The sequence below is a fragment of the Streptomyces bobili genome (assembly GCF_002154575.1).
Classification (GTDB): domain Bacteria; phylum Actinomycetota; class Actinomycetes; order Streptomycetales; family Streptomycetaceae; genus Streptomyces; species Streptomyces bobili.
The window spans coordinates 1-26746 of sequence record NZ_MUBA01000051.1; the positions used below are offsets into that span (position 1 = coordinate 1).

Below are 26746 nucleotides of genomic sequence, written 5' to 3' on the forward strand. Positions count from 1 at the left end.
GCGGGGTGCGGCAGGTGAACTTCTTCATCACGCGGACGGTGACCTGGAGCCGGGTCGTGGCGGTGCGGACCGCTCAGCAGCCGGTGCGCTGGATGGGGCTGCCGCGGACCGTGCAGGGCCAGGCGCTGACCGTCGTACGGCGGGACCGGGCCTCGGAGGGGCCGCTGCCGCTGCTGACGACGCACGGGGCCGACTTCCTGGCGCGGCCGGAGGCGTTCGACCGGGCCCCTTCACGTACGGCCTCAGGGCGAGGCGGGATGCCGGGCGGCGCCGTGCAGGCTGATGGCGCGTTGCATCGCCTTGCGGGCGCGCGGGGTGTCCCGGGCGTCGTGGTAGGCGACGGCGAGGCGGAACCAGGTGCGCCAGTCGTCGGGAGCGGCTTCCGTCTCGGCCTTGCGCCGGGCGAACACCTCGTCGGCCGAGTCGCGGTCGACGCGGCCGCTGGGCATGCGCTTCAGCTCGTCGACGGGCAGGCCGCCCTCGGCGTCGAGTTCGGCGGCGAGCTGGTTGGCCCTGCGGACGAACTGGGTGTTCTTCCACAGGAACCAGACGCCGATGACCGGCAGGATCAGCACCGCCACACCGAAGGTGACGGTGAGGAGCGTGCCGGACCGGATGAGCATGACGCCACGGCTGCCGGCCAGGACGAAGTAGAAGACCAGAACGGCGGCCGTGAGGGCGTAGGAGAGCTTTGCGCGCATGGCTGTCAGGGGCTCAGTTCAGGTCCAGGAAGTGTTCCAGGCCGAAGGTGAGGCCCGGAGTCGTCACCACGCGGCGGGTGCCCAGCAGGATGCCCGGCATGAAGCTGCTGTGGTGCAGGGAGTCGTGGCGGACGGTCAGGGTCTCGCCCTCGCCGCCCAGCAGGACCTCCTGGTGTGCCAGCAGTCCGCGCAGCCGGATGGCGTGCACGGGCACGCCGTCGACGTTCGCGCCGCGGGCGCCGTCCAGGGCCGTCACCGTGGCGTCCGGGGCCGGGGCGGAACCGGCGGCGCGGCGGGCCTCGGCGATGAGCTGGGCGGTGCGCGTGGCGGTGCCGGAAGGGGCGTCCACCTTGTTGGGGTGGTGCAGCTCGACGACCTCCACCGACTCGAAGTACGGCGCCGCGATCTGCGCGAACCTCATGGTCAGTACGGCCCCGATGGAGAAGTTCGGCGCGATGAGCACGCCCGTCTCCGGGGACCGCTCCAGCCAGCCGGTGAGCTGCGCGAGGCGCTCCTGTGTCCAGCCGGTGGTGCCGACGACGGCGTGGATGCCGTGCCGTACGCAGTAGTCGAGGTTGTCCATCACCGAGGCCGGGGTGGTGAGTTCCACCGCGACCTGGGCGCCGCTCTCGGCCAGCGTCTCCAGTTTGTCGCCCCGGCCGAGGGCGGCCACCAGCTCCATGTCCTCGGCGGCCTCGACCGCCCGGACCGCTTCGGCGCCGATGCGGCCCTTGGCGCCGAGAACCGCCACGCGCAGCTTGCTCATCTGTTGCTTCCTTACGGGAGGGGTTACGCGACGGCCTCGTTCAGACGGGACGCCTGCTTGTCCTTGAGCGGGCCGATGACCGACAGCGACGGGCGCTGCCCCAGGATGTCGCGGGCCACCTCGCGGACCTCGTCCGGGGTCACGGCGGCGATCCGGGTCAGCATGTCGTCGACCGACATCTGTTCGCCCCAGCACAGCTCGCTCTTGCCGATGCGGTTCATGAGCGCGCCGGTGTCCTCCAGGCCGAGGACGGTGGAGCCGCGGAGCTGGCCGATGGCGCGGCCGATCTCCTCGTCGGACAGGCCGTGCTCGGCGACGGTGTCGAGTTCGTCGCGGCAGATCTTCAGCACGTCGTGCACCTGGCTGGGACGGCAGCCGGCGTACACGCCGAACAGTCCGCAGTCGGCGAAGCCGGAGGTGTACGAGTAGACGCTGTAGGCCAGGCCGCGCTTCTCCCGGACCTCCTGGAACAGCCGGGAGGACATGCCGCCGCCGAGGGCGGTGTTCAGCACGCCGAGGGCCCAGCGGCGCTCGTCGGTGCGGGCCAGGCCGGGCATGCCGAGGACGACGTGCGCCTGTTCGGTCTTGCGGCCGATCAGTTCGACGCGGCCCGCGGTGCGGATGGTGCGCCGGCCGTCGCGCGGGGCGATGGGGGTGGCGTCGGGTTCCTTGAACGCGCCGGCCTTCTCGAAGGCGGCGCGGACCTGCCGTACGACCTTGTTGTGGTCGATGTTGCCCGCGGCGGCGACCACCAGGTGGGTGGGGTCGTAGTGCTTCTTGTAGAAGCGGCGGATGCGGTCGGCGGTGAGGGCGTTGACGGTGTCGACCGTGCCGAGGACGGGGCGGCCGAGGGCGTTGTCGCCGAACATGGTGTGCGCGAACAGGTCGTGCACGCAGTCGCCGGGGTCGTCCTCCGTCATCGCGATCTCCTCGAGGATCGCGCCGCGTTCGACGTTGACGTCCTCTTCGAGGATCAGGGAACCGGTCAGCATGTCGCTGACGACGTCGATGGCGAGCGGCAGGTCGGCGTCGAGCACGCGCGCGTAGTAGCACGTGTACTCCTTCGCCGTGAAGGCGTTCATCTCGCCGCCGACCGCGTCGAGGGCGGAGGAGATGTCGAGCGCGGACCTGCGCCGGGTGCCCTTGAAGAGGAGGTGTTCGAGGTAGTGGGTCGCGCCGTTCAGTGCCGGGGTCTCGTCGCGGGAGCCGACGTGTGCCCAGATGCCGAAGGTCGCGGAGCGGACCGAGGGGAGCGTCTCGGTGACGATGCGCAGGCCGCCCGGGAGGGTGGTCTTGCGGACCGTGCCGATGCCGTTCTCGCCCTTGATGAGGGTTTGGGTACGGGCGACGGCCCGCGCCTCCGAAGAGGGGCGGGCCGTCACCTTGGAGCTACGGGACGTCACTGCTCGGCGTCGTCCTTCTTGTCGTCCTCGGCCGCTTCGCCCTCGACCACGGGGATCAGGGAGAGCTTGCCGCGGGAGTCGATCTCGGCGATCTCGACCTGGACCTTGGAGCCCACGGCGAGGACGTCCTCGACGTTCTCCACGCGCTTGCCACCGGCGAGCTTGCGGATCTGCGAGATGTGCAGCAGTCCGTCCTTGCCCGGGAGCAGCGACACGAACGCGCCGAAGGTCGTCGTCTTCACGACGGTGCCCAGGTAGCGCTCGCCGACCTCCGGCATGGTCGGGTTGGCGATCGAGTTGATCGTGGCACGGGCGGCCTCGGCGGACGGGCCGTCGACAGCGCCGATGTAGATCGTGCCGTCGTCCTCGATCGTGATGTCCGCGCCGGTGTCCTCCTGGATCTGGTTGATCATCTTGCCCTTGGGGCCGATGACCTCGCCGATCTTGTCCACGGGGATCTTGACGGTGATGATCCGCGGGGCGTTGGGGGACATCTCGTCCGGCGTGTCGATCGCTTCCATCATCACGTCGAGGATGTGGAGGCGGGCGTCACGGGCCTGCTTGAGGGCGGCGGCCAGGACGGAGGCGGGGATGCCGTCCAGCTTGGTGTCGAGCTGGAGGGCGGTGACGAACTCCTTGGTGCCGGCGACCTTGAAGTCCATGTCGCCGAAGGCGTCCTCCGCACCGAGGATGTCGGTGAGGGCGACGTAGTGCGTCTCGCCGTTGATCTCCTGGGAGATCAGGCCCATGGCGATACCGGCGACGGGGGCCTTGAGGGGCACACCGGCGTTCAGCAGCGACATGGTGGAGGCGCAGACCGAGCCCATGGACGTCGAACCGTTGGAGCCGAGGGCCTCGGACACCTGACGGATCGCGTAGGGGAACTCCTCGCGCGTCGGCAGGACCGGCACGATGGCGCGCTCGGCGAGAGCGCCGTGGCCGATCTCGCGGCGCTTCGGGGAGCCGACGCGGCCGGTCTCGCCGACGGAGTACGGCGGGAAGTTGTAGTTGTGCATGTAGCGCTTGCGGGTCACCGGGGAGAGGGTGTCCAGCTGCTGCTCCATGCGGAGCATGTTGAGGGTGGTGACGCCCAGGATCTGGGTCTCGCCACGCTCGAACAGCGCGGAACCGTGTACGCGCGGGATGGCCTCGACCTCGGCGGCGAGCGTACGGATGTCCGTGACGCCGCGGCCGTCGATGCGCTTCTTCTCCTTGATCACGCGCTCGCGGACCAGCTGCTTGGTGAGCGAGCGGTACGCGGCGGAGATCTCCTTCTCGCGGCCTTCGAACTCCGGCAGGAGCTTCTCGGCGGCGAGCGCCTTGACGCGGTCCAGCTCGGCCTCGCGGTCCTGCTTGCCCGCGATCGTCAGCGCGGAGGACAGCTCCGGGCGGACGGCGGCGGACAGCGCCTCCAGGATGTCGTCCTGGTAGTCGAGGAAGATCGGGAACTCGCCGGTCGGCTTGGCGGCCTTGGCGGCGAGGTCGGCCTGGGCCTTGCAGAGCACCTTGATGAAGGGCTTCGCGGCGTCCAGACCGGAGGCGACGACCTCTTCGGTCGGCGCCTCGGCGCCGCCCTCGACCAGCTTGATGGTCTTCTCGGTGGCCTCGGCCTCGACCATCATGATCGCGACGTCGCCGTCCTCGAGGACACGACCGGCGACGACCATGTCGAAGACGGCGTCCTCGAGCTCGGTGTGCGTCGGGAACGCGACCCACTGGCCGCGGATCAGCGCGACGCGGACGCCGCCGACCGGGCCGGAGAAGGGCAGACCGGCCAGCTGCGTGGACGCGGACGCGGCGTTGATCGCCACGACGTCGTACAGGTGGTCGGGGTTGAGCGCCATGATCGTGGCGACGACCTGGATCTCGTTGCGAAGGCCCTTCTTGAAGGACGGACGCAGCGGGCGGTCGATCAGGCGGCAGGTGAGGATGGCGTCCTCGGAGGGGCGACCCTCACGACGGAAGAAGCTGCCGGGGATCTTGCCGGCGGCGTACATCCGCTCCTCGACGTCCACCGTCAGGGGGAAGAAGTCGAGCTGGTCCTTGGGGTTCTTGGACGCGGTGGTGGCCGACAGCACCATGGTGTCGTCGTCCAGGTAGGCCACGGCCGAGCCGGCGGCCTGGCGGGCCAGACGGCCCGTCTCGAAGCGGATGGTGCGGGTGCCGAAAGTGCCGTTGTCGATGACGGCTTCGGCGTAGTGGGTCTCGTTCTCCACTAGCGTTTTCTCCTCGTCCTCGTCCCCTGGGCTGCCCGTGTGGCAGGGGGACGGTGGCGGAGAGGCGCTCCGTGCGGTGCGGGCCGGTCTTCGATCGAAGCACCCGGGTTCACTTCCCCCCGGGGGCCACTACCGAGGACCGGCGGCGGCTACGTGCGCCTCTCCTCGTCTGTGTCGTGCGTATTGCGTTCTGCTACCACACTACAAAGCGTGGGTGACACTCCGCACGTTTGCGTACGTACGGCAAAGGGAGCGGTCCCCGACAGTGACGGGAACCGCTCCCTTCATGGCGTCCTACTTGGCGCCGGCCGCACCGCGGCGGATGCCGAGGCGGTCGACCAGGGCGCGGAAGCGCTGGATGTCCTTCTTGGCCAGGTACTGCAGCAGCCGGCGGCGCTGACCGACCAGGATGAGCAGACCACGACGGGAGTGGTGGTCGTGCTTGTGCGTCTTGAGGTGCTCGGTCAGGTCGGAGATCCGACGGGAGAGCATGGCGACCTGGACCTCGGGGGAGCCGGTGTCGCCCTCCTTCTGGCCGAACTCGCCGATGATCTGCTTCTTCGTAGCGGCGTCGAGCGACACGCGTACTCCTCGTAGTCTGTGGGTTGCCACCGAGTGCCCCCGGTCTGTGTCTCGGGGGAGCTTCCGTTACTCGGAAGGCGGGGATCCGCTGGGCGCGGCCTCCAGGACCATCAGGGATTCCTGAGGGTGATCCGGGGGTGCGTACACAAACGGCCGTCCATCAGGGTACCAGGGGGCAGCGGGCGGATTCGCCGCGGTCCGTGAACCGCTGAGGCGGCGCCCGGGGGGCCACTAGGGTGAACGCTCGGATCGTCCGTTCATGAGAGAACGCTGTTCGTCCGTACAGGAACGTTGTTGGTCCGTACACGAACGTGGTTCGTCCGTACGTCGGGAAGGGGTCGCTGCGACATGGCGGAGACGGCTGAGGAGATCAAGGCGCGCAAGGAGCGGGAGAGGGACGAGCTGTACGCCCTCGACATCTCCGGCGTCGAGTGGCACAGCGCGCCCGGCACAGAGGAGCACGAGGAGCGGGTGGAGATCGCCTATCTGCCCGCCGGTGCCGTGGCGATGCGGTCGTCGCTCGACCCCGGCACCGTGCTGCGCTACACCGAGGCGGAGTGGCGCGCCTTCGTCCTGGGTGCGCGGGACGGCGAGTTCGACCTGGAGCCCGCGCCGCACAACGGCGGGCTGGCGGCGCAGTAGGCGGTGCCGTGAGCGATGTGGCGGCCGGCCGTTGCCGGCCGCCACACGCGTGTGGGCACCGGGTACAGACGCCTTCCCGCCGTCGGCCGGGTCCCGACCCGGTCAGCTCGTCATCGCTCGGGCCGCCGCGTAGACGTCGAAGACGGCCAGCGCCAGCGGCACCAGGGTGAGCAGCACGAAGCCCTCGGCGATCTCCATGAACCGTCCCCAGAACGGTGTGAGGCCGCCGCGCGAGCCGATCAGCCCGATCGCGGTGACGAGCGCGGCAGCCGCGGCGATCGCCGCGACCAGCCAGATCGTCCGGACGTCGAGGTCGGCGCGGTCGCCCGTGAGGGCGTCGCGGACCGCGGACAGCGGCGGGTTCAGCGCCAGCCCGAGGCCGAGCAGCACGAGGGAGGCGAGGCCGGCCGCGAGGACGGGGGCCACCTGCGCCGTATAGCGGAAGAGGCCGGCGCGCATCAGCAGGGCGACGCCCACGGCCAAGGCGAGGAGTTGCGCCCAGAGGTCGTCGGAGAAGCCGAGTACGGCACAGGCGCCGACCGAGATCAGGGCACAGCCGCCGACCAGTCCGACGAGGAGTTCGTGGCCGCGGCGGGCCTGGGCGGTGATCCGCTCGACGTCGACCGGCTCCTGGGGGGCGGGGTCGGCGCCGTACGTGCTGCGCGGGGCGGTGGCGGCGGCGTCGAAGCCGATCGGCAGGCGGGCGAAGCGCATGGACAGGCCGGGCAGGAAGGCCAGGGCGCCGACGGCGACGGGGGCGCACAGCGCGGCGGTCTCGGCCGGCGTCCAGTGCGCGAGGATCGCCGCGAACACGGCGGCGACTCCGGCGCCGGACGCCACGACGAAGGCGACGAACGGGCCGTCCCCGCCCGGGGAGCAGAGGGTGAGGAGGACCGCGGCGAGCAGGACCGCCGCGCAGGCCAGGAGGAACTGGAGTTTGCCGATGCCCTGGCCGTCGGCGAGTTCGAGGAGTCCCGAGCCGGCCACGCCGACGTTGGGCAGCGCGCCGAGTCCGAGGGCGATGGCCGAGGGCCGGTCGTCGTAGACGCGGGCGCGGACGCAGGCGAGGGCGACCAGGAGGACGCCGACGACGGCGGCGAGGACGCCGGGCAGCGAGTGCATGTCGTGGCGCGGGTCGCCGGTCCAGGCCACGAAGGCGAGCAGGACGGGCAGGACGCCTCCCCCGACGAGGCCTGCGGCACGGGTCAGGTCGCCGCCCCACAGGGCGTGCTCGCGGGTCACGGCCGCGGCGACGGCCTCGGAGACGTCGTCGACGACGGCGGGTGGCAGCGACTCGGAGAAGGGACGCAGCGTGAGGAGTTCGCCGTCGAGGATGTGCTGCGCGGCGAACGAGCGGGAGCCGTCGAGGACGGTGCCGTCCCGGCGTACGAGGTGGTAGCCGACCGGCGCTCCCTCGGCGGGGCTCTGCCGGGAGAGCCGCAGGATCTCCGGGTAGATGTCGACGACGGGGATGTCGTCGGGCAGCGCGACGTCGATCCGGCTGTCCGGCGCGACGATCGTGACCCGGCAGAAGCCGAGGCCCGCCCCGGAGGCCGCGCCCGGTCCCTGCCCTGCTCCAGTGGCTGCCGCGGAGGCCGTGATGCTCACCTGACTGCTCCCCCTCAGTGATGGTTCCGCGTCGGCGGTGTGAAAATTCGTGGGCCCTGTCGTGCCGCGTGGGACCGATGGGTCCGACCGGGCGGCGAAACGGCCGCCGTCGGGCGGCCGGAGAGCGCCGAACCGTTCCGGATCTCACGGAATGTCCCGGCTTTCCCGGACCGAATCGCATGTGCTCACGCGAACATCCGGCACCCTACCGCCCCCTCGTCGCACAAGAAGTCAGTAGGATCACGCGGCGGCCTGCGTCCGCCTGACACGGGGTGGCGGACGGTACTTTCCCGGGGCCGGCAAGGGAATTGGTGAGCAGTGAGCCACATCGTCGTGAAGCGCCCTCCCCGGGCCCTGCCGTCCGAGGTGCCCACGGGCGAGATCGCCGTGCAGCCTCCGCCGGAGTTGCCCCGGAACAATCAGGAGAGCGTGCTGATGCAACTCCTGCCCACCCTGGGCATGGGCGGCTCGGTCGTCTTCTTCTTCACGAGCGGTCAGCCGTTCATGAGGATCATGGGCATGGTCATGATCGCCTCGACGATCGCCATGTCCGTCGCGATGGTGATCCGCTTCCGCCGCGGCAACCAAGGGCAGTTGGCGGACCTGCGCCGGGACTATCTGAGCTATCTGCGCCAGACCCGGCTGCGGACGGTCGACACCGCGAGGGCGCAGCGGGACGCGCAGTACTACCTGCACCCCTCCCCCGAGCAGCTGTGGGCCCTGGTCGCCGAGGGCAGCCGGGTGTGGGAACGGCGGCCCGGTGACGAGGACTTCGCCCAGGTCCGCATCGGCCTCGGCGCCCAGTCGCTGGCCACCCCGCTCGTCACCCCCGAGACCGGCCCGGTCGAGCAGCTGGAGCCGCTGACCGCGGGCGCGCTGCAGCGCTTCCTCGCCGTCCACAGCACCCTGGACGCCCTGCCGATGGCGGTCTCCCTGCGTGCCTTCTACCACGTGACCGTCAGCGGCGATCCGCAGTCGGTACGGTCCTCCGCGCGCGCCATGGCGGCTTCGCTGGCCGCGCTGCACTCCCCGCAGGACCTGATCCTCGTGGTCGCGGCGGGCCGGGAGGAACTCCCGCACTGGGAGTGGGCCAAGTGGCTGCCGCACGTGCAGGCGCCGGGCACGGTCGACGGCGCGGGCAGCCGCAGGCTGATCGGTGCTGACACGCGGGAGTTGGAGGAGCTGATCGCCTCCCGGCTCACCGGCCGTCCGCGGTTCCACCCCAACGCGGCCCCGCTGGCGGAGGAGCCGCACGTCGTCGTCGTGCTCGACGGCGTCTCCCTGCCGCCCGACTCGTTCCTGGCCAACCCCGAGGGGCTCCAGGGCGTGACGGTCCTGGAGGTCGTCCCCGGCGAGCTGACCGGCGCCGGCGGCGAGCTGTCCATCGTCGTGGAACCGGGCATGCTGCACCTGGAGTCGGGGCACGGGGCGGTCTACGAAGGGACGCCCGACGCGCTGTCGTACGAGTCCGCCGAGGTGCTCGCCCGGCAGTTGGCGCCGCTGCGCATGGCCTCCGGCGGGGACGACGACGAACCCCTGCTGGCCAACCTGGAGTTCACCGACCTGCTGAGCCTCGGGGACGCCGCCTCGGTCGACCCCCTGCGCACCTGGCGGCCTCGCTCGATGGCGGAGCGGCTGCGGGTGCCGATCGGCGTCGGCGAGGACGGCCGTCCGGTGATGCTGGACCTCAAGGAGGCGGCGCAGGAGGGCATGGGCCCGCACGGCCTGTGCGTGGGCGCGACCGGTTCCGGCAAGTCCGAACTGCTGCGCACCCTGGTGCTGGGCCTCGCCGTCACCCACTCCTCGGAGACCCTGAACTTCGTCCTCGCCGACTTCAAGGGCGGCGCCACCTTCGCGGGCATGGCGCAGATGCCGCACGTCGCGGCCGTGATCACCAACCTCGCGGACGACCTGACCCTGGTCGACCGCATGGGCGACTCCATCCGCGGCGAGCTGAACCGCCGCCAGGAGATGCTGCGCGACGCGGGCAACTACGCCAACATCCACGACTACGAGAAGGCGCGTGCGGCCGGCGCCCCGCTCCAGCCGATTCCCTCACTGGTCCTCGTCATCGACGAGTTCAGCGAACTGCTCACCGCCAAGCCGGACTTCATCGAGATGTTCGTGCAGATCGGCCGCATCGGCCGCTCGCTCGGCGTGCACCTGCTGCTGGCCTCGCAGCGCCTGGAGGAGGGCCGGCTGCGCGGCCTGGAGACGTACCTGTCGTACCGCATCGGCCTGCGCACCTTCTCGGCCGCGGAGTCGCGGGCGGCGCTGGGCGTGCCCGACGCGTACACGCTGCCCAACGTGCCCGGTTCCGGCTTCCTGAAGTTCGGCACGGACGAAATGCTCCGGTTCAAGGCGGCGTACGTCTCCGGTGTCTACCGTTCCACCCCGCAGCGGGCGGCCGGCGGCGGTCCGCTGCCGCTGGACCGGCAGCCGGTGCTGTTCACGGCGGCCGAGGTGCCGGTGCGGTACGTGCCGGTGCCCCAGCAGCGCCCCTCCGGGGACGACCCCGAGGTCGACGAGGCTCTCGCCGACACCGTCCTCGACGTCATCGTGCGCCGGCTGGAGGCACAGGGTCCGGCCGCCCACCAGGTGTGGCTGCCGCCGCTGGACAGCCCGCCCTCGCTCGACTCGCTCCTGCCGGGCCTCACGGCCGTAGCGGGCCGCGGACTCACCCAGCCGGGGTACGAGGGCGCGGGCCGCCTGGTCGTCCCGGTCGGCCTGGTCGACAAGCCGTTCGAGCAGCGCCGGGACGCCCTCTGGGTGGACTTCTCCGGCGCCGCGGGCCACATGCAGATCCTCGGCGGGCCGCAGTCCGGCAAGTCGACCCTGCTGCGCTCGCTGATCTCCTCCTTCGCCCTCACCCACACCCCGCACGAGGTCCAGTTCTACGGCCTCGACTTCGGCGGCGGCGGCATGGCCTCGCTGGCCGGACTGCCGCATGTCGGCGGAGTGGCCTCCCGGCTGGACCCCGAGCGGGTGCGGCGCACGGTCGCCGAGGTGTACGGCGTGCTGAACCGCCGCGAGGAGTACTTCCGCTCCGCGGGCATCCCCTCGATCACCGAGTTCCGGGCCCGGCGGGCCAGGGGCGAGATCTCGGTCACCGACCAGCCGTGGGGCGACGTCTTCCTCGTCATCGACGGCTGGGGCAACTTCCGCGCCGACTACGAGGCACTCGACCAGGTGATCCACGAGATCGCCGCCCGCGGCCTCGGCTACGGCATCCACCTGGTCCTGACGGCCTCACGCTCGATGGAGGTCCGGGCCGCCCTCAAGGACCACCTGATGAACCGCCTGGAGCTGCGGCTCGGCGACACGATGGACTCCGAGGTGGACCGCAAGGCCGCCGCGAACGTCCCGACCGGCGTGCCCGGTCGCGGCCTCTCGCCTCAGAAACTGCACTTCATGGCGGCGGTCCCGCGCATCGACGGGCTCGCCTCCGACACCGACCTGGCCGACGCCACCCAGGCGCTGTCCGCGGAGGTCTCCCGCCACTGGGAGGCACCCGGCGCCCCCGAGGTACGGCTGCTGCCGCGCGAGTTCCCGGCCGCGCAGCTGCCCTCGGGCGACCGGTTCCCGCAGCGCGGGGTCGCCTTCTCCCTCGACGAGAACAACCTCGAACCGGTGTTCCTCGACTTCGAGCAGGATCCCTTCTTCCTCGTCTTCGGCGAGAGCGAGTCGGGCAAGTCCAACCTGCTGCGACTGCTGATCAAGCAGCTCACGGAGCGTTACGCGGGCGACGACTGCAAGTTCTTCGTGGTCGACAACCGGCGCTCCCTGCTGGGCGCGACCCCGCCCTCGCACCTCGCCGAGTACATCCCCATGTCCAACGCCATGGACCACCACATGTCGGCGCTCGCCGACCTGATGAAACGCCGGTCGCCGACCGCCGACGTCACGGCACAGCAACTCCGGGACCGCAGCTGGTGGCGCGGACCGACGGTGTTCGTCGTCATCGACGACTACGACCTCGTGGCCACGTCCAGCGGCAACCCGCTGGCCGGACTGACCGAGCTGCTCCCCTTCGCCCGCGACGTCGGCGTCCGCTTCATCGTCGCCCGCTCCACGGCCGGCGCGGGGCGCGCCTCCTACGAGGCGTTCATGCAGCGCATCAAGGAACTCGGCGCGCAGGGCGTGGTGCTGGCGGGCGACCCGGGCGAGGGCGACCTCCTCGGCGGGGTACGGCCGCGGCCGATGCCCGCGGGGCGGGGAATCTTCGTGTCCCGGCGGCGGGGGAAGCCGTTGGTTCAGGTGGGGTTGTTTCCGGACGAGACGTATTAGACGTCACTGAGGTGACGCCGTACCGAAGAGGCGAGTTGTCCTACCGCACGGGCGTGCCGTACCGGGCGCGACCGGGTTGTCCTGCTCGACATCGGAATCGGGTTCTGGGAGGGACATTCAGATGGTCGGCGTGAGGGTCTTCCTGCTTCCGTTGGATCTGGATGTCGGCAGGGCTCGGCTCGGCGGCCGGCGGGCGCTGCAGTGGCCTTTTCGCGGCTGACGGAACCGGCCCGCCCGATGTGCGGGCCAACAGTGGTACCGAATACGGGCATACGGGCATACGGGGAAGGTGTTCACCAATGGCGTGGGACGAATGGGAACAACTGAAGGCGGAGTCGGCCACTGGCGGCGCGCCCCACATGCAACTGAACCAGCTGGATCCCGGCAGCGGCCCGGTACGCCCCGCGCCGGATCCCGCTGGGTACGGTGATCTGAGGGTCGGCCAGACCGATCTGGCGAACATCGGCACGCATGCGTTCGATCTGTACACCGATCTCTGGAACAAGGGTCGTCGAGCGGTACCCACCAGCGAGAGCGCCGCTGCCAAGCTCACCAGTGGCGGTTTCGCCCTGGGCGGTGCCCTCCAGCACGTCGCGCTCCGCTGGGACGAGCAGCTGGGGTCCCTCAGGGACGCCTGCGCTCACATCTCGAACCACATGTCCATCACAAAGCGACTGCACGCCGGCGACGACCACTACATCCGCCGCCAGATGAGCAGCATCGACTTGCTCGACGCCGGATTCGACGAACGCGTGGGCGAACCCGGCGCTCCCAACCCCGTGTACGGCGAGAAGGATGAGAAGAAGGGCAAGAAGGACTGATGGATCTCGACGCCCTTCGCACCGCTGACTTCGGTCTGCTCGACGACGCCATTGACGACTGGTCGACGATGGTCACCGACCTCGAGACGATGATGAAGGCCGCTGAGGAGGGCCTCCACCGCGCCGCCAACAAGGCCAATTGGGCGGGCGTCAACGCCACCGTGTCGAAGGAGTTCATCGGCAAGACAGCCGGTGAGTTCACCGACGCCCACAGCCAGGCCTCGTCCATCCACAAGATCCTCGCGGACACCCGGGACGAGCTGAAGCTCTACAAGGGTCAACTGACCGGCGCCATCGAACGGGGCCGCCAGAAGAATCTCACGGTCATCGGCTACGAGGGCGGCTTCACCGTCACCACGAACGTGCCGCCGGAGGGCCGGGCCACGCAGGACAAGGACAACAAGGGCGACATCGTCGCGCTGCGCGACGAGATCCAGGGAATCCTGGACAAGGCCACTGAGAGCGACAGCACGGCCACCACCGTGCTGTTGGCCATCGCCGACCAGAGCAAGCTGGGTTTCTCGGACGTCGACTATTCCGACCGGGACTCCGCGGCCAAGGCGCTCAAGGATGCCGAGGACCTGGCTGACCTGGCGAAGCAGAAGCCCGAGGACCTGTCACCGTCCGAGTTCGACCGGCTCAACAAGGGTCTGAAGGACCACGCCGGCGACGAACTGTTCGCGCAGCGCTTCGCCGGCCGCCTGGGAGCGCAAGGGACCCTGGACTTCTGGACCGGCCTCAACGACCCGCACAGCGCCTGGAAGGTCGGGCAGGCGCGAGGCGACCAGTTCGACGACCTGCAGAAAAATCTCAGCCTGACGCTCGCCACGGCCTCCCAGAGCGACGGTGCCGACATGACGACGTGGAAGTCGAACATGGTCGACCTGGTGGACAAGCCGGTCGGCCGCAACGGCGGTTTCCCGCTCGGCGGCCAGGTCATGTCCAACCTCATGCGGTGGGGTGACTACGACGACCGTTTCCTCGTCGACTACGGCGACAAGTTGATCGAGACGGAGAAGAAGTTCACGAGCAACGGCCGGCACGGCGCTTGGGGCCGAACCGTCGGCGACCCATTGCTCAACCGTACGGGCACCGATTCGGGCTGGGACCCGATGACGGGTTACCTCAAGGCCCTCTCCAACAGCCCTGACGCGGCCACGGACTTCTTCAACGGCACCTTCGTCTCCAAGGACGAGGACCATGACTTCACCCAAGACGTCGACGACAAACAGGTCAAGCGGACCCTGAGCAACTTCGACTACCTCTTCGAAGAACGCGACTGGCCACTCGACCAGGACGACAAGGGCGAGAACAGCATCGCCGGGCGGAACAACCTGGCCGCGGCACTGGAGGCGGCTACGACGGGGCATCCGGCCGGGGAACTGCCTACGGTGGACACACCTGCGCACAATGCAGAGCAGGCGAAACTCTTTGAGAGTCTCGTGTCCTCGATCTCGGAGGACACCGGACGGCTCACCGGTCACGGTTACATGTCCGACAGCATCGGCCAGATCACGTCGGAATATCTCCCGGACATCAATCGGGCGATGACGGACGACACCGATGAAGACACGAACAAACTGTTCCCGGTGGCCGGAGCTTCCGCCTCGCTCAACCACCGGGACGTGACGGCGCTCCTCATCTCCGTTGGGCAGAACCCTGAAGGCTACGCAGCCGTCGAAGTAGGGAACAAGGCCTACATGGCAAACCTGATGGACTACCACATGAACCCGGAGCTAGCAGCAGGCGACCGGTACTCCAAGGACACACTGTTTGCCATCGATCAGCTTGCTCACGGTTCGGGCGAGGTCTCGGGAACACTCGCCATCGGACGCCAGGAGGCGGTCGCCGGCCCCGCCAAGGAATCCGACACCGCCTTCGACAATTCGGTCTCGCAATGGAAAAACGCCGTCTCAGGCGGTATCGGAACGGGTATCGGCGTCGGAGTCACGTTCATCGCTAGTCCGGTTGGTGGCGCTGTGGCCGGAGGCGTGGCCAGCACTGTCAGCAGCATGATCCTGGAGGATTTGTTCCGGAACGCGCAGGCTCACGCACAGGACGACGCCGGACCTGTCATGGCGGAGAAATGGGAGGACGGCCTTGAAAAGAACTCGGCGTACAGCGAGCGGGCTGCCGAACTCGCAGCCAAAGCCCACCACCGAACCGACCTGCTGGACGAGAGCGTCGACGAAAAGGCGCGCGTAGCGGCGCAGAGAGGATTCAGGGACGCGGGTACGAGCGCCGAGTACATGGCACCGCATCTCAAGACCGACATCTGATCCCATGCGAGAGGGACTCTTCTTGTTCCGGCTACGACCCCGCCAATCCGCACGAATCCTCCGAGCTTCAAATTCTGCCGCTGTAATGCTGGCCGGAGTGCTGGCTTTTTCTGCGTGCTCAGGCGAAGGAGGAGAGCAGGATAAGAAGTATTCGACGCCCAGCACTCTGTGCGGAATTTCACTGGACCCCGAACTACTCGACGTTTTCCTCCCGGACGGCGACTCCGTCTCCGTGAAACCCTCGACTCCCAACGGGGGAACGAAGCGGTGTGAATTGATCGTCGATGGCAATGTCTCGGTTCGGCAGACTCAGACGTGGTGGAGTGACGGGGAGAGCGCAGCTACTGTTGCCGCTGCATACGACAAGATGGACGACGGCCAAATCACCGACGACAATCGCTATCTCTATTCGGGCACGGGTGCCGTAGGAAAAGCCACGACGTTGTGCAAGTCCCCCGATCATCCCGATCAGACCCTATACGCCGTGATCCAGGTGTTCACTCCCGATCGTTCTGACACAGGCGCAATGAAAAGACTCATCACGGCTTACACCAAGGCACTTGGAGAGTCCGGGGAGTGCGGCTGATCGATCTGCCCGTCCTCTCCTATAGCGTCTGCGGCCCCATTCACCAGCGTGCCTGCCTCACATTGGTGTGCGTCCCCGAGTGGGTGCCCTGACCGGCAAGGTTCCTACACCGGCCACCCTTCTGTCGTCGCCATTTTTGATGCGCCACGTCTTCCCGGAGAAGCAGCGCTCAAGGATACGCCGTGCGGTCACGCAGGGAGGAAACTCGGCCACCAGGGCGGGACGTCTCCCGGGCACAAGGGGGCTGGGCAGGAGTCCGGCATGCCGAGCCATGTCACGACGAACCACGTGAACCAGAGAGTCCAGGCAAGCCCTGCAGCCGGCCGGTGACCTCGCCCGAGCAAGCCATGCAGGATGATCCACGGAAACGCAGCGACAATCCAGATGAGAGGCGTGAGGAAGAGCAAGCTGTTGGCCGCATTGCTGCCGACGTCACAGGCAGCCCCTGCCCTACCGATGGTGGGGACGGACACCACTGTGGCCACCCCTCCGACGAGGACCCCGGACATGACTCCGGACCGGGCTCCCGGCGGGATCGCCTGACTCGACGGCGCAACACTCATTCGTCCGCTTCTCCTCGTATGAGCCGCCATGTCGGGATGCTCCGACGGTGAGGACAGGTTCGTTGCGCGGGATCGCTGTAGAGCCGGGCCAGTACCGGCGGCTGGTACGGAAAAAGCCAGGGTGGGCACCTCCCGTGCGTGCCCACCCTGGCTTCTTTGCGACCTCGGCGCTTCTACTGGAAGTAGCTGGCGCCCTTCAGGTCGCCGCCGCGGTAGTCGCCGCCGGCGGTGTGGACCTTCTGCGAAATCTGGACCAGCGCCGTGTGGATGCCCCGCGCGTGCTTGTTCCACTCTTCGCTCTTGCCCTGGAACGTCTGGAACGCCTCGCCGCCCCAGCCCGCGGACACGTTGAGCACTGCCTGCCTCAGGGCTTCGAGGTCCTCCTCGAGCTTCTTGGCCTGGTTGCCGAGTTCGGTGGCGAGCGCGTCCATGGTGCCGTAGGTGACGGCAAGCTCGTCGTAATGGGCTCCGGTCATGTTTCCTCGTTCCGTGATGGATTCAGCCGGACTGCGCAGCCCGGACAACGGTGTTGCTCAGTACCGCCGATGACCCGTCAGTAGCTGTTCAGCGCCGACGTCTTCCCACCGAGGTCCTCTACCGAGATCTGCTTGAGGTCGGCCTCGATCTGGTCCTCAAGGTTGCGCTTGTCGGTCTTGTTCATGTGGATGCCCTCGAGGAAATCATCGAGCATCTTGCCGATCGAGACCATGTGGCCGTTGATTTCCGTCTGCTTGACGTTGAACGCATTGGCGCCCTGCCCCGTCCAGGCCTTCTCGATCATGTCGATCGTGCCCTGAAGCTTCGCCAGCGATCCCCGGATGTTGTCGTACCGGTCGATCACTTCCGTCTGGAGCCTCTGTACGTCGCCGTCATTAAGCTTGCGGTCGACCATTGCGGCACTCCTTTTCGTGAGAGCTGTGGTTCTGCTCTGCGTGCGTCACCGCACCAGAACGGTTGTGTATGACTGGCCGTGGTACGTCGGTCGTCATACGCCCCGCCGTGAACGAACCACGGCGAATGCGCCACCGCCGATCACCAGCACGGCCGCGGCGGCCCCGAGGGCCACCCACATCGTGGTGTTGTCGTCGGAGGAGTCCGCGCTCGATCCTGCCGCCGAAGTCTGGCCGCCTGAAGCGTTTTTCGGCGGCTGTGACGAGGTTGATGCGGACGGGGAGGGCGAGTTGTCCGTGCCTACGCCCGTGACACCCCTCGCGTTTTCCCTCGCCAGGGGGTCGGTGCCAGCCGCGCCGGGATTGAAGTTGCTGTCCTCCAGCACCTTGCGGGGGCGGATCAGTCCGTATCCGAGGTACGTGCTCGGATCGTCCTTGGCCCAGTCGCGGCCGGCTGTTTCGATGAGGCTGGCGAGGACCTGGTTCGCCGTCCAGTCTGGGTGAGCGGACCAGATGAGGGCGGCGGAGGCGGAGGCGATGGCGGTGGCCAAACTCGTTCCCGAGTTGTCGCAGTACGAGCGGAACGTAGCGTCACACCACGTCGGCACGTCGAGACCAGGGGCAGCCAGATCGACGTAGTTGCCGTGCTCCGAGAACTTCCCGACTTTTCCAGACTCATCCGCAGCGGCAACGCCTACTACATACGGATAGGCGGCTGGGTAGCCGATGAAACTCTCCTCTGCGGCATCATTGCCGGTTCCAGCAAACATCAGCTTTCCTTTAGATTGAGCATATTTGATCGCCGCAAGATCTTCAGGGCGTTCAATATCTTCAGTGAAGGACATACTAATGATTTTAGCGTCGCTGTCCGCAATAGCCCTGATCACGTCGGGCAACGCAGGCGCCTTCTCAGTCTCCTCTGCGCTCTTCAGGCGCTTCGTTGCAATCCGGTACGGAACGATCTTCGCCCCGGGAGCCAGCCCTTTCAGGCCGTCACCAACACCAGTGCCAGCGATAATTTCCGCCATCGTTGTCCCGTGGCCCAGATAATCTTCAGTCGCCTTGTATGCAACAGTTTTCGATACCTCCCCTGCAAGTACCTGCCCCTTCATTGAGGGCGTATCCGGGTTCACTCCGGTATCAACAACGGCAACCTTGACGCCCTTGCCCGTGCTCAACTTCCACATTTCATCGGCCTTCATCGCCGACAGGTACCACTGTTGGGACTGGACGTCGGCGGCGGAAGCGCCCGGAGCCAGCCCTGCCGAGAGGGCCGCCAAGGCGCCGAGCGCTGCGCAAACGGCGGAAAGCCGTCCCCGGTTTCGCCCCGTGAAAGACGCGCTACGGCCGCCGCGCCGGCTGATCCCTGCCACCATGCCTCTGCCTGTCCTCGCTCTTGTCCGGTCAGTCGGTCGGCGACGCGTCATCGCGCCGCTCGTCTCGGCGCGAACCTGTCTCGCCGGAGCCCTGGTTGCGCGCGGAACCAACACTCGCGCCCGGACCACCGGGCGGGTTTCCGCTGCTCCTCCTTCTGGCAGTTCGACCTTTCGGCGTTCCGACCACGCCTTCGGGTGGGCTGTTGGCAGAACGGCGAGCCGCCTGCCCAACGCCCGTGCCCTTTGCCGAACCGGATGTTCCGATCACCCCACGCTGGCCGGGCCTCTCGCCCGTGGCACGCGAGGTAGGTGCGCCTTCACCGCCGACGACCGTTCCGCGCGGCATTCTAGAGCCGTTGGTACCCGGCGACCCACCAGTAACAGGCCTCCCGCCCACGACACCATCGCCAGCACTCCCGGCACCCGTACGCCCAGCGCCTGGACGCGCAGGATTCGTAGAACCCATGCCAGTGACCGGACCTCGGGGTGCACCCCCGGAACGTCCGGCGGCCTGCCCTCCGACTTTCGGTACCCCGCCGACCACGCCTCGCCCCATAGGGCCGACGCCACGACCACCCGCCTGCCCCGGCGCGGATGCACGTCCCATCGGCCCCATCGGACCAGTGCCACGACCACCTGCCTGGCCTGGCGCGGAAGCCCTTCCCGTCGGTCCGACAGGACCAATTCCCGTACGCCCTGCCGCAGTTCCGCCCGGCATACCGCCGACCCGCCCTTGCGCCGACGTAGGAAGCTTGCCGCCCGGCACACCTCCAACGCCTGTGGTGCGCCCAGCCGTCCCTCGAAAAGTAGGGGGCACGCCAGCGGGGGCAAAGGGAGGCACGGTTCCCGTTGGAGTTCCGCCTGGGCCTGCCGTCGAGGGCGGTGTGACGGTCGTAGGCTTCACAGTGTCCTGAGGCAACGTACCGACGCTGTCGATTTCTGTGCCCACAGGCCGATCCCGAGGCACAACCGGATCGTCCACATTTACGCGAGAGGACGGCAAATCCTCCGCACTCGCTCGCTCCCCGGTTCCGTGCGTGCCCACAGAGTGACGACTTGGGACCCCTGAACCATCCACGCGGGCCAGCGAATCTGCCCTATCCGGCGGCAGTACTGGATCCCGACCCGGCGGCGGAGGCGGCACCCCCACATCCGGCATCTTAGGAAACACCGGCTCCTCGGCCAGCTGCATCATCCCGCTGGACACCGTGTAGAACGACGCCAGCCGGTACATCTGGTTGATCGCCTCTTGGCGGTCCTTCTCGGCCTTGACCGCCGCCGCGTAGTCCTTGTTGGTGTCGACCTGCGCAGGCGTCGGGATGTCATCGACCGTCTTGCGGACGAGGCGGGTGTCGCGCGGCGGCATGGACTTGCGTACGGAGGCGAGGCCGGAGCCTGCCGCCAGCACCTGCGTGCCCACCTCGTCGGCGTAGGTGGCGAGCGCCTTGGCAGTGGTGGTCAGGTCCATGCCCCACTTGTAGAAGGCGGCGTGGGCCTCGCCCTCCCAGTCGACAGCGCCCAGGTTGCGGCTCAGTTCGTCGGCGGCCTCATTGATGGCGTCGCGGGCGTCGACGAGTGCCGTGGCCGCGGTCTCCAGCGTTTCCGGGCTCGCCGACTCCACGATGTCGATCATCTCGTTGAGGTCGTGGCCCTCGAAGTTGGTCTTGCCGAAGCCGGCCGGAGTGCCCGGGGCAGGCGGGCTGAAGAAGGCGGCCCTGTCTTTGAGGTTGTCGATGCTGGAGTTCTGCTGGGTCGCTTCTTGGCGTTCCGCCTGGTAGTGGTCCGGCTTCTTGTTTCCGCCGCTCATCAGTACCCCGCGTCCGTGTGGTCGGCGTTGTTGTCACGCTTGAGGTGCTCGTTGAGCATCTCGTCGCGTTCCTGGTTGACCTCGGTCCGGATCTCGTGGAACCGGTACCGGTACTCGTCTTCGAGATTGTCGAAGGTGACGTCCACGCCGTGGACGGCGATCTGCATCGCCTCAAGCTGAAGGCCGAGCGACTTGGACAGCGTCGTGATGCGCTCGTGGACGCGCTCGTACTCCAGGTGGAGCGTCTTCGCTTCCGGAAAGTTCCCCGTCCCGAAAGCGGTCTCTGACAGGCTGTGCGTCGCGACCTTGGACGAGCCGCCCGCCGAGTCCTCGAAGGCGGTCAGCAGGTCGTCCACGCGCTTCTTGAACGTCGAAAGCGCCATCAGGCCACGCCGTACGTCTGCGGCACCACCGCGCATGTCATCAGGAAGCACGAAGCTTTCCTCCCCGTTGTCCGCGGCCGTCCTGAGCAGCCCGCGCTCCTCAAGTGTTCATGACCGCAACATGACCACTGTAGTGACTTCCTGCGACAGCCCCAACTGTCATATGAAACAGCTTTGCTACTACCGGCCGCAGCTTCACGGATTCTTCACAGGCGGTAACAGCCGTCACCTGGGCTGCCGTTGCCGCCGCAGGCATCGGACGGCGGTCGGCCACTCGACCACTGTGACCATGACCACTACCAGCCGCGCAGCTCACTCTCCGTCGCAGGAACCGAGGCGGAGGCCGGAACGCGACGTGGCGTTGCCGCATGAATGCACTGGCCAGGAGACGGCTTCGGATCACCGCTCATGGACGGACCCGACCATCCGCACCTCCGTATCGGACACGGCCCCCGGAAATCCGCGGTCGTGGACCATGGCCACCAACCAGCCTGCCGACCGTTCAGTCGGCGATGCCAGGATGGATGCCTCGACGGCCGGCCGGGACGCGGTGGTTGGTTCCGGGCCGCACTCGGTGTGTGAGGCGTGGTAGGTGGCTGAACGAAGTAGTTGCACAAGGTCGGATCGCTCTCAGTCTTCCCAGAAGGCCCAGAAGACGCCCACCTCTGTATCGGACACGACGACAAATCCGCAGTCAGTGGTGTAGACGGAGAGGCATTCCCACTGGGCGTCGGATTCAGCAGGTCGGCGTTCGGATTGTCCTGAGCGTCGGATGCGTTTGGTGAAGAAGGCTGCGCTCGGACCCGACCGCGAGAGGATTTCGCGGGAGCTCCTGAACAGACCGTCCCGGCGGTCGATGAAGTTCGGGATATTGGCGGCCTGCTACCACTCGCCTTTGAGCGCGATCAGGAGCTGGGTAGCGGACGCGGAACGGATCCCGTGCAGGCTCGAGTTGAAGTGCTCGGGCTTCCACGCCATGAACGGGCCGCCGGTGCCGCTGCAGCCGTCGGCGACTTCTGGAGCGTGATCGACGGAGTTCCAGCCTCGTGGGTCGATGGCCTTGAGCGCCATGACCGACGCGGCGTCACGTCGCCAGTCCTCTTGCTCCCGAGGCCCCACCCAGGCGCATGTCCAACCGTCACCGAAGGTGACCTACTCCCCTCCCGTCACCCTCCGCGCTCGCCGTCGTGCGTCCCGGATTGCCACCGCTGTGCCGCCGAGGCCCGCCACCAGGACCGCCGCTGCCACGGCTACGTAGGTGGCGAGGCGGGCGTTGCGTTCGTCGGGGGTTTCGCCGATCTGGAACTTCGCGGCTGTCGGGGGCTGGGCGCGGGTGAGGCCGTCCTGGGGGTTCGGGGACTCGATCGGGTGGTCGTCCTCGGTGAGGGCGCGGACCGGGTCCACCACGCCCCAGCCGACCAGGCGGTCGTGGCCGGCGATCGTGCGTTCCGCGGTCTGTTCGATCTGGGCGACGACCTGGGCGGCGGTCCAGTCGGGGTGCCTGGCCTTGATGAGCGCCGCCACGCCCGCGACGTACGGCGCCGAGAAGCTCGTACCGTTGTCGGAGCAGTGGCCGCCCTGGGGGACCGTGGAGATCATGTCGACGCCGGGGGCCGCCACGCCGACGAAGTCGCCGGACTGGGAGAACGAGGCGCGCTCGTTGTTGCGGTCCGAGGCGGCCACCGCGAGGACGCCCTTGAAGGAGGCCGGGTAGGTCTCCTTGACGTTGCCGCCGAGGCCGTCGTTGCCCGCCGACGCGACGACGACGATCTTCTTGGCCAGTGCCTCGTCGATCACGCTTTTCAGGCCGGAGTCGGGCCGGACCGCCTTCGAGGTGTCCTGGGAGATGTTGATGACCTGGGCCCCGGCCGTGATCGCGTGGCGGATCGCCTGGGACAGGGTTCCGGTGTCGCCGTGGCCCTCCGCGTCGTTCTGCTGGATCGGGATGATCGTCGCCTCGGGGGCGAGACCGACGAAGCCGGTGCCCGCGACGGGGCGGGCCGCGATGATGCCGGCGACCTTGGTGCCGTGGCCGACGGTGTCGGTCGTGCCGTCCTCCTTGCCCCGCTCGATCGGGTCGCCGTTCTCGTCCTTGATGCCCTTCGGCAGGAGGTTGCGGCCGCTCTTGGCGTCGACCGCGCCCGCGAGCTGCGGGTTCTTGACGTCCACGCCGGTGTCGATGACCGCCACCCGTACGCCCTTGCCCTTGGACCGGCTCCACAGTTCGTCCAGGAGGACGCGCTGGAGGGACCAGGGGCGGCCCGGGTACAGGCCGTTGGGGAACTGGCACTGGTCCGAGTAGGGCAGTTTGCCGGCCGCCTCCGCGGGGGGCGCGAGGACCGTGGCCGTCGTCAGGAGCGTCGCGGCCGCCGCCAGTGTCGTACGGAGCGCTGCCGCGCGAGCCGGGTGAGACCTGCGAGTCGTACGGAGCATTGTCGTCCGCCTCCTCACGAGCCCTGCGGCTGACGTGCCGCGGCCGTCGACAGGCGCGGGCCGGTCGGCAGGAACTCCGACCAGGCGGCGGGGATCGGCGCCGGGTCCACGTCCTTGTAGCCGAGCCGGTTCTGCGCCTGCTGTGCCTCCTGCTCGAGCTGCTTGCGCTCCTTGGCCGTGGTGCCGATCCCGGCGTCGTCCGTGGCGCTGTCGGCGTTGGACTGCAGGACGTAGCGCAGGCCCGTGTCGGTGACGAGGAACACCGGTCCGGTCTTGGTCTGTTCGCCCTGGAACTGGCGGTAGAGCTGGCCGGAGCCGGGGGTGACGTAGGCGCTGGAGGATCCGGTGGGCAGCTTGGCCGGGTAGTCGGTGCCGACCCAGGTGCTCAGGGTGGTGGCGCCCGAGCCGGCGTCGACGTCGCGCAGGACGTTGCAGATGGTGCTGCGGCTGCCGGAGGCCGCCGACGCCTCGTTGACGGGCGCGGGGTCGCCGGTCGGCCAGTTGTGCTCGGTGCCGAAGGCCTGGCCCGGCACGATGGCTCCCGGACTGACCTCGTGGGCCTGGCCGGCCTGGCCGAGTGACGCCAGGTCCTCGCTGAACAGCAGCAGTTGGGCGATGAAGGCGGAGACGGGGGCAACCCGGCCGGGCAGCACCACGTAGTACTGCTCGGTGTTGTTGTCGAAGGCCTTGAGCACCATGCCGACCTTGTTGACCGAGGCGTCCAGCTGTCCGGGTGCCCCGGCCGCCGTGCCCGGCTGCCCGGTGATCGCCGGGAAGCTGATCGGGTCGCCGGGGTGCAGGGTGGCCAGCCACTCGTCGGAGACCCGCTGGGGCTCGCGGCCGGAGCCGACGACGGCGCGCAGGAGCAGCTCGTCGCTCTTGTCGATGGGGTACACGGCACCGCTCGCGTCCACGACGTGGCGCTTGCCCTGCGGGTCGCTCACGTAGAGCAGCTGGCCGCCGCGCAGGCGTCCCTTGTCGTCGGTCACCTTCATGTCGCGGGAGGAGAGCACCAGCGCGGCCTTCTGGACGGAGCCGCCGCCGCCCGCGCCCGGACGCTCGCAGACCACCCAGCGCTTCCCGGTGCCCGCCTCGGAGGACGGGGGCAGCCGGTCGGGGGCGTACGGGATGCCGATGGTGACGCCGTGCGGGATCTTGCCCTTGTCGAGGACGGACTCGGCGACGGTCACGACGTCGCCCTTCCCGTCGGCGAGGAGCAGCTTCGCGGAGGCCATGTTGAGCACGGGGTGGAGCTGGACCTCGCCGTCGGTCTTGAGGACGACGTACCGCGTCGTCGACTTGCTGGCGACGATCACCTTGGCGTTGGGTTCGTCCCAGCCCTTGGGCGCGGTCGGCTTGAACATGCCCCACGCCCCGAAGACCGCCATGACGATCACGCCGACGATGATGCCGGGCAGGACCGAGCGCAGCGGTCGCGGCGCTCCCTCCTCGGAACCGTCCGGCGACGACTGGAGGAATGCCGCGAGCATGCGGCGCTTCGCGAAGGTGTAGGCGTTGAGCTGATCGCGCCGGGATGCCATCTGTCTGTGTCTCTCCCCGTTGTCCCGTCCGGGCCGCACGCGCGGGTGACGCGGTCCCCCGCCCCCGATGTCGGAGCGGCCCCCTACTATGCCTGGTATCCGCGCGGACTTGGGGAGCGGGTAGGGTTCCCGGGCCGTCAAGTGCCCTGTGTGGTGCTGGAATACGGTCGAGTCGTGAGCAGAACGGGGAGATGGAGTGATGGCTTCGGGAACGCGCGTGCGCTCCGGTGGCCGGTCGCGGACGCGGGGCTCCTCGGCCTCCGGGCCGCGGCCGGCGCGGTCACCGCAGGCGCCACAGCGGTCGGCGGCGCCGGGGGCGCTCCAGCTCAAGGTGCGTTCGGGGCACGCCGGGGCATTCCGGTTGCAACGCCTCGTCCTGTGGCAGATCGCGGCCGCCGTGCTGCTGGTCGGCTGGGCGATCGGGCCCGTGGCCATGGGGGTGGCCGGTGTCGTCGCCGCGGTGCTCGTGGTGCTCTCCGTGGCGCGCCGCCGCGGCCGTTCGCTGCCGGAGTGGCTGGCCACCGCGCGGGCGCTGAAGGTACGCCGCAGGCAGGCCGCCAAGCTGGAGATACCGCCGGGGACCGAGCCGGGGTTCGCCCCGGCGCTGGAGTGCGACCCGAGCCTGCGCACCCAGGAGTACGGCAGCCGTGACCGGCGGCCCGTCGGGATCGTCGGCGACGGCACGTTCGTCACCGCGGTCCTCCAGGTCGAGGCGGACGCGACCGCGCTGCGGGCCGAGCGCAGCCGGCAGCCGCTGCCGCTCGCCCTGGTGCACGACGCGCTCGACGTGGACGGTATCCGCCTGGAGTCCGCTCAGATCGTGCTGCACACCCAGCCCGCGCCCGCGCTGCACCTGCCGCGCCAGTCCGTGGCCGTCGCCAACTACGCGCCGCTCCAGGAACAGACCGGCGCGCCGGCCGTACGCATCACCTGGATCGCGTTGAAGCTCGACCCGGAGCTGTGCCCGGAGGCCGTGGCCGCGCGCGGCGGCGGTCTCACCGGCGCGCAGAAGTGCGTCGTACGGGCGGCCAATCATCTGGCGAGCCGGCTGACCGGCGCCGGGTTCCGTGCCACCGTGCTGGACGAGGAGGGGCTGACGGCCGCCCTCGCCACCTCGGTCTGCGCCAACCCGCTGGTGACGGCGGAGGCCGGGCGGACCGGGGCGGTGGACCGGCGCACCGAGGAGTCCGGCCGCAGCTGGCGGTGCGACAACCGGCGGCACACGACGTACTGGCTGCGCCGGTGGCCCGCGCTGGGCGGTGGCAGCGGCCCGTCGCTGCCTCAGTTCGTCGCCCTGATCACCGCGATCCCGGCGCTGGCCACGACGTTCAGCCTGACCCTCGCGCGCGGCGAGCGTCAGGAGGTGTCCCTGAGCGGACACGTCCGGGTGACGGGACGCAGTGACGACGAACTCGTGGCGGCCCGGCGCGCGGTGCAGGGCGCGGCCCGGCACACCGGCGCGGGGCTCGCCCGACTCGACCGCGAACAGGTGCCCGGCATCCTGGCCACGCTGCCCCTCGGAGGTGTTCGGTGACGGTGACGACGACACGGACCGGTGCGCCGGAGCCTTCCCCCGGCACCCCGGACTCCCCCGGACGCCGCTTGCTGCGCGCCGGCTTCGGACTGGTCGGTCCGCGGCACGCGCGGCACTCCGTGTCCGTGGAACAACTGGGCGCGCTCGCGCTGCCCATCGGCGACGACGGCGTCGTCATCGGCGTGGACGCCGAGGGGCGGCCCGCCGTCCTCGGCCTCAACCGGCCCACGCCGTACGACGTCGTCCTCATCGGAGGTCTGTGGACCGCGCAGGTGCTCGCGCTCAGAGCGGCGGCCACCGGGGCCCGGGTGGCCGCCGCTCTGAGCGC

19 protein-coding genes and 2 pseudogenes are annotated in these 26746 nt (G+C 69.0%); 8 read left to right on the top strand and 13 right to left on the bottom strand.

Features of this window, described 5'->3' with window-relative positions:
- Nucleotides 1–227 (top strand): annotated as a pseudogene (locus tag BZL64_RS40845) (hypothetical protein); the annotation flags it as partial.
- A gap of 15 nt (nt 228–242) precedes the next feature.
- Here BZL64_RS40845 and BZL64_RS04570 read toward each other — a convergent pair.
- The 5 genes from BZL64_RS04570 to rpsO form a co-directional block, all read right to left on the bottom strand.
- Nucleotides 243–701, bottom strand: coding sequence for a tetratricopeptide repeat protein (locus BZL64_RS04570; RefSeq protein WP_086766410.1), 459 nt, complete (start codon nt 699–701; stop codon nt 243–245).
- Between the two features lie 13 nt (nt 702–714).
- Nucleotides 715–1467 (bottom strand): 4-hydroxy-tetrahydrodipicolinate reductase, encoded by a 753-nt coding sequence (dapB, locus tag BZL64_RS04575; RefSeq protein ID WP_086766412.1) that lies wholly within the window; start codon nt 1465–1467, stop codon nt 715–717.
- A gap of 23 nt (nt 1468–1490) precedes the next feature.
- The gene (locus BZL64_RS04580) at nt 1491–2870 is read right to left on the bottom strand and encodes a M16 family metallopeptidase (protein ID WP_086766414.1); all 1380 of its coding nucleotides are present in this window, start codon (nt 2868–2870) and stop codon (nt 1491–1493) included.
- Nucleotides 2867–5086, bottom strand: coding sequence for a polyribonucleotide nucleotidyltransferase (locus BZL64_RS04585; RefSeq protein WP_086766416.1), 2220 nt, complete (start codon nt 5084–5086; stop codon nt 2867–2869). Before BZL64_RS04585 ends, BZL64_RS04580 begins: the two co-directional genes overlap by 4 nt.
- Before the next feature lie 294 nt (nt 5087–5380).
- Entirely contained in the window at nt 5381–5668 is a 288-nt protein-coding gene (gene rpsO, locus BZL64_RS04590) for a 30S ribosomal protein S15 (protein WP_073494901.1), read from the bottom strand.
- 348 nt (nt 5669–6016) lie between these two features.
- On the opposite strand from rpsO, the gene BZL64_RS04595 reads away from it, so the two are divergent.
- Complete coding sequence (locus BZL64_RS04595; RefSeq protein ID WP_086766427.1) at nt 6017–6310, top strand: DUF397 domain-containing protein; 294 nt, start codon at nt 6017–6019, stop codon at nt 6308–6310.
- Between the two features lie 102 nt (nt 6311–6412).
- Here the strand turns inward: BZL64_RS04595 and eccD are convergent, their stop codons facing one another.
- The gene (gene eccD, locus BZL64_RS04600; protein WP_086766429.1) at nt 6413–7918 is read right to left on the bottom strand and encodes a type VII secretion integral membrane protein EccD; all 1506 of its coding nucleotides are present in this window, start codon (nt 7916–7918) and stop codon (nt 6413–6415) included.
- Nucleotides 7919–8236: 318 nt separating this feature from the next.
- Here eccD and eccCa point away from each other — a divergent pair, with 318 nt between their 5' ends.
- The 4 genes from eccCa (at nt 8237) to BZL64_RS39455 (ending at nt 15891) form a co-directional block, all read left to right on the top strand.
- Nucleotides 8237–12205 (top strand): type VII secretion protein EccCa, encoded by a 3969-nt coding sequence (gene eccCa / locus BZL64_RS04610; RefSeq protein ID WP_086766431.1) that lies wholly within the window; start codon nt 8237–8239, stop codon nt 12203–12205.
- Between the two features lie 299 nt (nt 12206–12504).
- Nucleotides 12505–13026 carry a hypothetical protein gene (locus BZL64_RS04615; RefSeq protein ID WP_086766433.1) on the top strand — a complete coding sequence of 174 codons (522 nt, stop codon included), beginning with the start codon at nt 12505–12507 and terminating at the stop codon, nt 13024–13026.
- Nucleotides 13026–15305 (top strand): DUF6571 family protein, encoded by a 2280-nt coding sequence (locus BZL64_RS04620; RefSeq protein WP_086766435.1) that lies wholly within the window; start codon nt 13026–13028, stop codon nt 15303–15305. The genes BZL64_RS04615 and BZL64_RS04620 overlap by 1 nt, the downstream gene beginning before the upstream one ends.
- 97 nt (nt 15306–15402) lie before the next feature.
- Nucleotides 15403–15891: a hypothetical protein gene (locus BZL64_RS39455; protein WP_143662987.1), complete on the top strand. Its 489-nt coding sequence runs from the start codon at nt 15403–15405 to the stop codon at nt 15889–15891.
- Nucleotides 15892–16627: 736 nt separating this feature from the next.
- Here BZL64_RS39455 and BZL64_RS04630 read toward each other — a convergent pair.
- The 7 genes from BZL64_RS04630 to eccB all read right to left on the bottom strand — a co-directional run bounded on the left by BZL64_RS04630 (nt 16628) and on the right by eccB (nt 24884).
- Nucleotides 16628–16930, bottom strand: coding sequence for a WXG100 family type VII secretion target (locus BZL64_RS04630; protein ID WP_086766439.1), 303 nt, complete (start codon nt 16928–16930; stop codon nt 16628–16630).
- 77 nt (nt 16931–17007) lie between these two features.
- Nucleotides 17008–17346: a WXG100 family type VII secretion target gene (locus tag BZL64_RS04635; protein WP_086766441.1), complete on the bottom strand. Its 339-nt coding sequence runs from the start codon at nt 17344–17346 to the stop codon at nt 17008–17010.
- Between the two features lie 93 nt (nt 17347–17439).
- Nucleotides 17440–18546, bottom strand: a complete 1107-nt coding sequence (locus BZL64_RS04640) for a S8 family serine peptidase (RefSeq protein WP_244205183.1) — start codon at nt 18544–18546, stop codon at nt 17440–17442.
- Nucleotides 18547–20526: 1980 nt separating this feature from the next.
- The gene (locus BZL64_RS04650; protein WP_244205184.1) at nt 20527–20961 is read right to left on the bottom strand and encodes a hypothetical protein; all 435 of its coding nucleotides are present in this window, start codon (nt 20959–20961) and stop codon (nt 20527–20529) included.
- Between the two features lie 831 nt (nt 20962–21792).
- Nucleotides 21793–21981 carry a hypothetical protein gene (locus tag BZL64_RS04655; RefSeq protein WP_086766449.1) on the bottom strand — a complete coding sequence of 63 codons (189 nt, stop codon included), beginning with the start codon at nt 21979–21981 and terminating at the stop codon, nt 21793–21795.
- An 81-nt stretch (nt 21982–22062) separates the two neighbouring features.
- Entirely contained in the window at nt 22063–23343 is a 1281-nt protein-coding gene (mycP, locus tag BZL64_RS04660; protein ID WP_086766451.1) for a type VII secretion-associated serine protease mycosin, read from the bottom strand.
- Nucleotides 23344–23357: 14 nt separating this feature from the next.
- Nucleotides 23358–24884 carry a type VII secretion protein EccB gene (gene eccB, locus BZL64_RS04665; protein WP_086766454.1) on the bottom strand — a complete coding sequence of 509 codons (1527 nt, stop codon included), beginning with the start codon at nt 24882–24884 and terminating at the stop codon, nt 23358–23360.
- A 199-nt stretch (nt 24885–25083) separates the two neighbouring features.
- Here eccB and eccE point away from each other — a divergent pair, with 199 nt between their 5' ends.
- The gene (gene eccE / locus BZL64_RS04670; protein ID WP_086766456.1) at nt 25084–26418 is read left to right on the top strand and encodes a type VII secretion protein EccE; all 1335 of its coding nucleotides are present in this window, start codon (nt 25084–25086) and stop codon (nt 26416–26418) included.
- Between the two features lie 2 nt (nt 26419–26420).
- Nucleotides 26421–26746: pseudogene (locus BZL64_RS04675) on the top strand (hypothetical protein); the annotation flags it as partial.